This window comes from Pantoea sp. B65 (genome assembly GCF_047308185.1).
Lineage (GTDB): Bacteria > Pseudomonadota > Gammaproteobacteria > Enterobacterales > Enterobacteriaceae > Erwinia.
Window position 1 is genome coordinate 196,646 of the sequence record NZ_JAHXPU010000023.1, and the last position, 6,937, is coordinate 203,582.

A 6,937-nucleotide genomic window follows, 5' to 3' on the forward strand; every position below is an offset into this window, starting at 1 on the left:
GCGCCGAAGGCAGGGAAAGGAATCCGGGATACTGTCATGAAGATAATTAAGCCGTTGCGCCTGAGCGTATTAAATCGTCCGTTTCGCTGGCAGGGGAAAAATCAGCTCGGTATTTCACTATTAGCGTTAACCGATATGAGCAGTACGCCGCAATTACGTCCGGAAAGCGAGTTATGGCAACTTGCCGCCAGTGAATTAACTGGCAGCGGCGGCGTGCTGGATCTGGCGCTGCCGAAAGCCTGCGCTGAGTTTCTGGCCAGCGGCAACGCCTATACCCGGCATCAACAGGAGAAAACCGTCTGTACGGTGAAGATTGAGGTCGCCGGCCTAAGTAAGTCGCTGCGGGTCTCCGGCGATCGCCACTGGATCAATGGCCAGCCTTCGCCGCCGCGGCCTTTTGAGCAGATGTGCGTCGACTGGCGCCGGGCATACGGTGGTGAAGGTTATGCCGATAATCCACAGGGGATCGGACTCTGCCGTGAGGATGGCGCGCCGCTGCCCAATATTGAGGCGCTAAGTCAGTGCCTGCCTCTGGCCACGGAGAAACCTGAGCCGGCCAGCTTTGGTCCGCTGGATATGTTGTGGCCGCGCCGCTTTACGCGCATCGGCACACAGTATGATGCCGGATGGCTACAGCAGGATTTTCCCGGCTTTGCGCGCGATACCGACTGGCGTTTATTTAATGCCGCCAGCGAGGATCAGTGGTGGCCGGATCGCGCCAGTCTGCCGGCACAGGCGCGCTGGCGCATCTGGAATATGCATCCGCAGCAGCCATTGTTGCAGGGAACCCTGCCGCCGTGGCGGGCGCGCTGCTTTATCAACCATCTGCAGCGGCAACAGCCCTGTTTTGCCGAGGTGCCGCTACGCGCCACCACCGTCTGGTTCTTCCCCCATCTGCAGCAGATGTTGCTGATCTGGCAGGGGAGTATGGCGATTAGCGAAGATGATGCGGCGGATGTGCTGCAGATTTTGCCGGCACTGGAAAAATGCAACGCGCCGCGTTCGCTGCGGCATTATCAGCAGGTATTGCAGCAACGACTGGATAAACAGCAGGGGGCGCTGTTTGCCTTGCGCGAAAAAGATCTGCTGCCGGAAGAGGCGATCGGCCCATGGCTGGATACGCAACCGCCCGCACCGGCCAGTGCGTTCCAGGCCAATATGCTGCAACGCGAGCATAATCTGCGTGAGCAGCAGCGCGCGCGGCTGGCGGAACGGGGGCAGGATATTGATCAACTGTTTCCGCCGCGGCCGGCGGTGGATATACCGCCGCTGGATGAACTGCCGGCGCTGGTCGCGCGGCTGGAGCAGCAGGCCGGGGAACTGCGCGCGCAGGCGGAACAGCGCAGTAACGACTATCAGCAGCAGATGCCATCGGCGACGCAGTTACCGTGTGGCGCGGAAGGGCTGCACCAGATGCATGAGTTGCTGCATCGCCATCAGGCGCAGTTCAGTGAGAAACAGCACGCCGGGATCGGCGCCGCGCTGCATCAGATCTACCTGATGTCAGCGCTATCGCAGGACGCGCCGCCGCGCCTTAGCCCGGAAACACAGGCGATTATCCGCAACCGGGTGCGCGCAACCATGGCGCTGAGCGGCGATTTTAGCGGGCTGGATTTAACCGGCGCCGATCTCTCGCAGCTTGATCTGCGCGGCGCCAACTTTTCCCGGGCGCTGCTGGAGAACGCGAATTTCAGCCACAGCCAGCTGTCCGGGGCCAATTTTACTCAGGCGGTGTTGGTGCGCGCGGAATTTAATCACAGCAGCGTATGCCATGCGGTGTTCGACCAGGCTTCGCTGGCCGCTGCCCGGTGTCGCCATAGTGATTTTTCCGGCGCCCATTTCTTTGCCACGGGCTGTGAGCAAGCCAGTTTTGCGCATTGCCAATTTGCCGGCGCCAGTTTTAGCGATATGGCGCTGCAACATGTCCGCTTTGAATATGGCGGGTTTCAGCAGGCGACGCTGGATAATCTGCTGTTTTTAGCGCTGCGGCTGGTGGCGCCGGATTTCAGCGCGGCCAGGTTAAATAAGGTCAGCTTTATGCGCTGTAACCTACAGCAGGCCCTGTTCTCCGGCGCGCAATTAACCCATTGCTCGCTGGTGGAGACGCAGGCGATTGACAGCCATTTCTGCGGCGCAACACTGCTTGGCTGCGCTTTCCCCGCCGACAGCAATTTACAGGGCGCCGATTTTACCCACGCCACCCTCAGCGGGTGCAATTTACGCCAGCTGCAGCTGGAAAGGTCCTGCTTCCGGCTGGCAAAACTGGAGAACAGCGATCTGAGCGAGGCGCATTGCCGCCATGCCGATATGACGCGCAGCAAACTGGCTGGCTGTCTGTTGGTGCGTACTGACCTCCGTGATGCCTCGCTGGTGGACAGCGATCTGACGGGCGCGCTGTTGCCAAAGAGTCAGCTGAGCGGCGCCCGGCTGCAGGGGGCGAATCTGTTTCGCGCCGATATCTCGCAGGCGCTGATTAACGCGGCCACGCAGCTTAGCGCGGCCTATACCCGGCGCATCAAAACCTTGCCGACCCGCGATCGGGAGCCGGGATGAACCGTATTACTCCCCAGGCGCTGCAACAGAAGATTAAAAATGGTGAATTAATTGAGCAGGTTTCTTTACGCGGTGCGAATCTGCGCGGGCTGGATTTGGCTGGCGGGATGTTACAGGAGGTGGATGCCAGTGATGCCGATTTTAGCGGCGCCAATCTGTGCGAAACGGTGTTTATTGCCTGCGTGCTGAATGGCGCGCGACTGAGTCAGGCGCAGCTGCACCAGACGCGCTTTAACCAGTGCGAAATGGTCGCGCTGCTGGCGGAGCATACCCGACTGACGGAGCTGCTGTTTAATCAATGCAACCTGACCGGCGCGCGCTTTGCCCACAGCCAGCAGGATAAAAATCACTATATGGAGTGCCGGTTAAATCAGAGTTGCTTCTCCGGCGCGCAACTGCGGCATTCGGCATTCTTTCAGACGCCGTTGCCGGGGGCGCGGATGGACGCCATGCAGTGCCTGCTGACCACTTTTTACGGCCTCGACCTGCGGCAAACGGATTTCGCCGCCAGCCGTTTTGATCGCTGCGTATTTTTTGCCTGTAACCAGCGCGGCTGCTGCTATGCGCAGCAGGAGTTTGCCGGTTGTCAGTTTACCGACGGCAAACTGGAGGCGGTGGATTTTTCCGGCGCGCAACTGATGCAGTGCAACTTCAGCGGCGCCGCCCTGCAGAGGGCGAATTTACAACAGGCGGTTGCCAGCCAGGCGCTGTTCACCGCCGCCAATCTCACCGCCGCCCGCTGTCAGCAGGCAGTGTTTGACCAGGCGATTTTTCTCGGCGCCCGGCTGGCCGACGCCGATTTTAGCGGCAGTCGTCTGTTTCAGACCATTTTGCAGCAGGCGCAGGCTCCGGCGGCCTGCTTTGCCGCCTGCGATCTGACATGGGCCGATTTTTCCTCGGCCGATCTCAGTCACGCCGATTTTCGCGCGGCGGTTTTTTTCAGAACGCGTTTCCATTCCAGCCGGCAAACGCAGACGCAATTTTCGCATCGTCCTGCGGCGATTGAACAGGATGATGAGTTACTGGCCGCTGAAGCCTGGAGTCAGCTTCACCAAAGTCGCAGTTAACTGAGGGTACACACACTATGATCACTGCTAACCACTGTTATCCGCTGGCGCCGCTGCCAGAGCCACAGGCGCCAGGGCGCGTCACCCATCTGTTTCCTGACGGTACGCTAACCGTAGAGTGTGCTGAGCGCGGCTGGCACTGCCGTCGTGCCGCCAGCTGTTTGCTGGCGCCTGCGGTTGGCGATACGGTGCTGCTGACGACCACTCAGCAGACCATATGGTTGCTGGCGATCCTCGAACGCGCCGCGCCGCAACAGGTGGCGGAACTGCGCAGCGACGGCCCGCTGCAGATTATTAGCCACGGCGAGCTGAGCCTGAACAGCCAGCGTCTGCGCGTTACGGCGACAGAAGGGGAGTGTCAGATCGGGGCGCTAAAATACAGCGGCGATTCGCTGTCGGCCTGGATCAGTCTGACCAGTATGATGGGAAAACGCTGCGAGTCAGTATGGCAAACCATTACCCAGATCGGCCATAACGTATTTCGTCATACCCGGCAGTGCGAACATTTACGGGTCGGCCAGCTGGATGTAAAGGCGGAAAACTATCTGCATCTGCATGCGCAAAATACCGTGATTACCGCCAGCGCCATCGCCAAAGTGGACGCCGGTCAGATTCATATGGGGTAGCGCGCGATGTTTGCTAATTGTCAGTTAACCGGCAGCGATCTGGCATTGCCGGATATCTGTTTAACGCCGTTACCGCTGCCGGCGCCGTTGCCTTATGTCAATATTGCGCTGGGCGCCACGGCGATCCCCACCGCATTAAATATTCTGTTTATGGGGATGCCGGCCCATAATCTGGCGACGATTATTCCGCTGACGAATGGTGATAATGTCGGGGTTCTTGGCGGGGTGATATCGGGTACCCTGATGGGGCCGGCGCGTCATCTGACCGGTTCATTTAGCGTGCTGCTGAAAGGCTCGCCGGCGACCCGTCTGACCAGCCTGAGCCTGCAAAATTCGACCAATATGGTGGGGATGCGTACGGTTCCCAGTCAGTTTAAGGTGGTGATGCTGGCGCCTTAAGCGGCCAGCGGCGCTGGCGTTGACATAAGCCAACACTCCCATACAAAACAAGCCTTGACGCTGCCGGAGTGGGTCAGGACAATCCAACCTCCCAAATATTTGAATGGAACGTTATGGAAGTCTGGCTGGAACATTTAATTACGCAATCGCTGGCATGGTCGCTGGTGGCGGTGATGCTGGTGGCGTTTCTCGAATCGCTGGCGCTGGTCGGGCTGTTATTGCCCGGCACCGTCCTGATGGCAACCCTTGGCGCACTGATTGGTAGCGGCCAGATGGGGCTCTATCCGGCCTGGGGCGCCGGGGTTATCGGCTGCCTGCTGGGTGACTGGATCTCGTACGCTATTGGCTGGAAGTTTAAAGGGCCGCTGCATCGCTGGTCGTTCCTGAAAAAACATAAGTCGATGCTGAGTAAAACCGAGCATGCGCTGCATCAGCACAGTATGTTTACCATCCTGGTCGGACGCTTTGTCGGCCCGACGCGCCCGCTGATCCCGCTGGTCGCCGGAATGCTCGAGCTGCCGGTAAAGAAATTTCTGCCGCCTAATATTATTGGCTGCCTGCTGTGGCCGCCGCTCTATTTTATGCCGGGAATTCTGGCCGGGGTGGCAATTGACGTACCGAAGGATGAACAAAGCGGCATGTTTACCTGGCTGCTGCTGGTAGTGGCGGTGGTGCTGTGGCTGGCGGTCTGGCTGTGCTGGCGCTGGAAACGCGCCGGTAAGCAAAATGACTGGGCGACGCCGCTATTACCCCTTAGCCGCCTGCGCTGGCTGGCGCCGCTGGCGCTGGTTATCGCGGCTGGCAGCTTTATCGCCATCCAGTTTCATCCGATGATGCCGCTGTTCCGCCACCTGCTGTGGCAGGTATTTATCGGCGCATAGCCCGATACCGGCGGGCCGGCATGCGCTGGCCCGCGCTATCTGACCGTCACCCCTAATATCTCCGCTTCCCGCGTTTCACCGGCCACCAGCGTGTCGGTCGCGCCATCCCAGCACACCCGGCCATCGACAATCAGCACGCTGCGTGTGGCGATCTGCTGTGCATCTTCCAGACTGTGCGACACCATCAGTAAGGTGATTTGCCGTTCGCGACAGACCTCATCCACCAGCAGCAGCATCTCTTTACGCAGGGCCGGATCGAGAGCGGAAAAGGGTTCATCCAGCAGCAGTAACGGTTGTTGCCGCACCAGGCAGCGCGCCAGGGCGGCACGCTGGCGCTGACCGCCGGAGAGCTGCGCGGGCAGCCGATCAAGATAGTCGCTCAGGCCGACGCGGCGGGCGATATCGTCAATCGTCTGTCGCTGCTGATGGCTGAGTTTTAAACCGGGATTCAGGCCAAGTCCGATGTTTTGCGCCACGCTGAGATGGGGAAATAGATTGTTTTCCTGAAACAGCATGGAAACCGGTCGTTGAGCCGGTGCGCTGTGGGTATGGTCGACGCCGTTAAGCATAATAGTGCCGCTGTTGGCCGGCAGAAAACCGGCAATCAGACTTAGCAGCGTGCTTTTACCGGCGCCGCTGGGGCCGAGGATCGCCAGCCGCTCACCTGCCTGCATCGTCAGGGAGAAACGCATCGGCAGATGATTATAGAGATAAGTTAAATTATTCAGCGTAAGCATGGCGTCCCGGCAGCTTTTCGATCAGGGTGAACAACAGAAAACAGAGTAACAGCAGCAGCAAAGCGGTCACCGCACCCTGCTCACTGCGATACGAGCCGATCTGCTGATAAAGCCAGAAGGGCAGCGTGCGGAAATCGTCATTGCCAAACAGCGCCACCACGCCAAAGTCGCCAATCGACAATACACAGGCAAAGGCCAGTGCCTGCGCCAGCGGACGTTGCAGGGCTTTCAGTTCGATCAGCCGGACGCGGTTCCAGCCCTTAATATCCAGCGACAGGCAGAGCCGGTTATAGCGTTCGGCAATATCGCGCAGCGGGTTTTCCAGTACCTTCATGGCATAGGGGATCGCCATTAGCGCATTGGTAAAAATCACCAGACTATCGGCGGATTGCGGCAAGCCGATGCTGCTGTTCAGCAGCAGGAAGAAGCCGGTAGCCAGCACAATACCCGGCATGGCGAGGATCAGCATCCCGCTCAGTTCCAGCGCCTGACCCGCCAGCAAACGCTGACGCAGCCGCAGTTCGCGGCTGGTCCATAGCAGCATGGTGGTCAGCAGCACGCAGATCACCCCGGCCGCCAGGGCGATGCGTAGCGAGGTTATCGTCGCCTGCCACAGCGCCGGTTGTGTCAGTACGCTACTGAACCCCTGATTGATGCCATCGACCACTACCGCC

7 protein-coding genes are annotated in these 6,937 nt (G+C 59.4%); 5 read left to right on the top strand and 2 right to left on the bottom strand.

Going from position 1 to position 6,937, the window contains the following annotated elements; translation table 11 throughout:
- Window positions 1-36: 36 nt before the first annotated feature.
- From JWF83_RS10915 to JWF83_RS10935, 5 genes are all read left to right on the top strand, one after another.
- Entirely contained in the window at window positions 37-2,553 is a 2,517-nt protein-coding gene (locus tag JWF83_RS10915) for a DUF2169 domain-containing protein (protein WP_413650227.1), read from the top strand.
- Window positions 2,550-3,620, top strand: coding sequence for a pentapeptide repeat-containing protein (locus JWF83_RS10920; protein WP_413650228.1), 1,071 nt, complete (start codon window positions 2,550-2,552; stop codon window positions 3,618-3,620). Before JWF83_RS10915 ends, JWF83_RS10920 begins: the two co-directional genes overlap by 4 nt.
- Before the next feature lie 17 nt (window positions 3,621-3,637).
- Window positions 3,638-4,246, top strand: coding sequence for a DUF3540 domain-containing protein (locus JWF83_RS10925; RefSeq protein ID WP_413650229.1), 609 nt, complete (start codon window positions 3,638-3,640; stop codon window positions 4,244-4,246).
- Window positions 4,247-4,252: 6 nt separating this feature from the next.
- Window positions 4,253-4,645: a DUF4150 domain-containing protein gene (locus tag JWF83_RS10930; RefSeq protein WP_413650230.1), complete on the top strand. Its 393-nt coding sequence runs from the start codon at window positions 4,253-4,255 to the stop codon at window positions 4,643-4,645.
- A gap of 113 nt (window positions 4,646-4,758) precedes the next feature.
- Window positions 4,759-5,526: a DedA family protein gene (locus tag JWF83_RS10935; RefSeq protein WP_413650231.1), complete on the top strand. Its 768-nt coding sequence runs from the start codon at window positions 4,759-4,761 to the stop codon at window positions 5,524-5,526.
- A 35-nt stretch (window positions 5,527-5,561) separates the two neighbouring features.
- Here the strand turns inward: JWF83_RS10935 and thiQ are convergent, their stop codons facing one another.
- Together thiQ and JWF83_RS10945 are read right to left on the bottom strand one after the other, a co-directional pair.
- Window positions 5,562-6,263 (bottom strand): thiamine ABC transporter ATP-binding protein ThiQ, encoded by a 702-nt coding sequence (gene thiQ / locus JWF83_RS10940; RefSeq protein WP_413650232.1) that lies wholly within the window; start codon window positions 6,261-6,263, stop codon window positions 5,562-5,564.
- Window positions 6,247-6,937 (bottom strand): ABC transporter permease subunit (locus JWF83_RS10945; RefSeq protein ID WP_413650233.1); only part of this gene is annotated, 691 nt, incomplete at its 5' end. The genes JWF83_RS10945 and thiQ, both read right to left, overlap by 17 nt.

Excerpts from the sequence above, each read along its gene's own strand:
- JWF83_RS10915 (WP_413650227.1), top strand. The coding sequence starts at position 37 with ATGAAGATAATTAAGCCGTTGCGCCTGAGCGTATTAAATCGTCCGTTT.
- JWF83_RS10920 (WP_413650228.1), top strand. The coding sequence starts at position 2,550 with ATGAACCGTATTACTCCCCAGGCGCTGCAACAGAAGATTAAAAATGGT.
- JWF83_RS10925 (WP_413650229.1), top strand. The coding sequence starts at position 3,638 with ATGATCACTGCTAACCACTGTTATCCGCTGGCGCCGCTGCCAGAGCCA.
- JWF83_RS10930 (WP_413650230.1), top strand. The coding sequence starts at position 4,253 with ATGTTTGCTAATTGTCAGTTAACCGGCAGCGATCTGGCATTGCCGGAT.
- JWF83_RS10935 (WP_413650231.1), top strand. The coding sequence starts at position 4,759 with ATGGAAGTCTGGCTGGAACATTTAATTACGCAATCGCTGGCATGGTCG.
- thiQ (WP_413650232.1), bottom strand. The coding sequence starts at position 6,263 with ATGCTTACGCTGAATAATTTAACTTATCTCTATAATCATCTGCCGATG.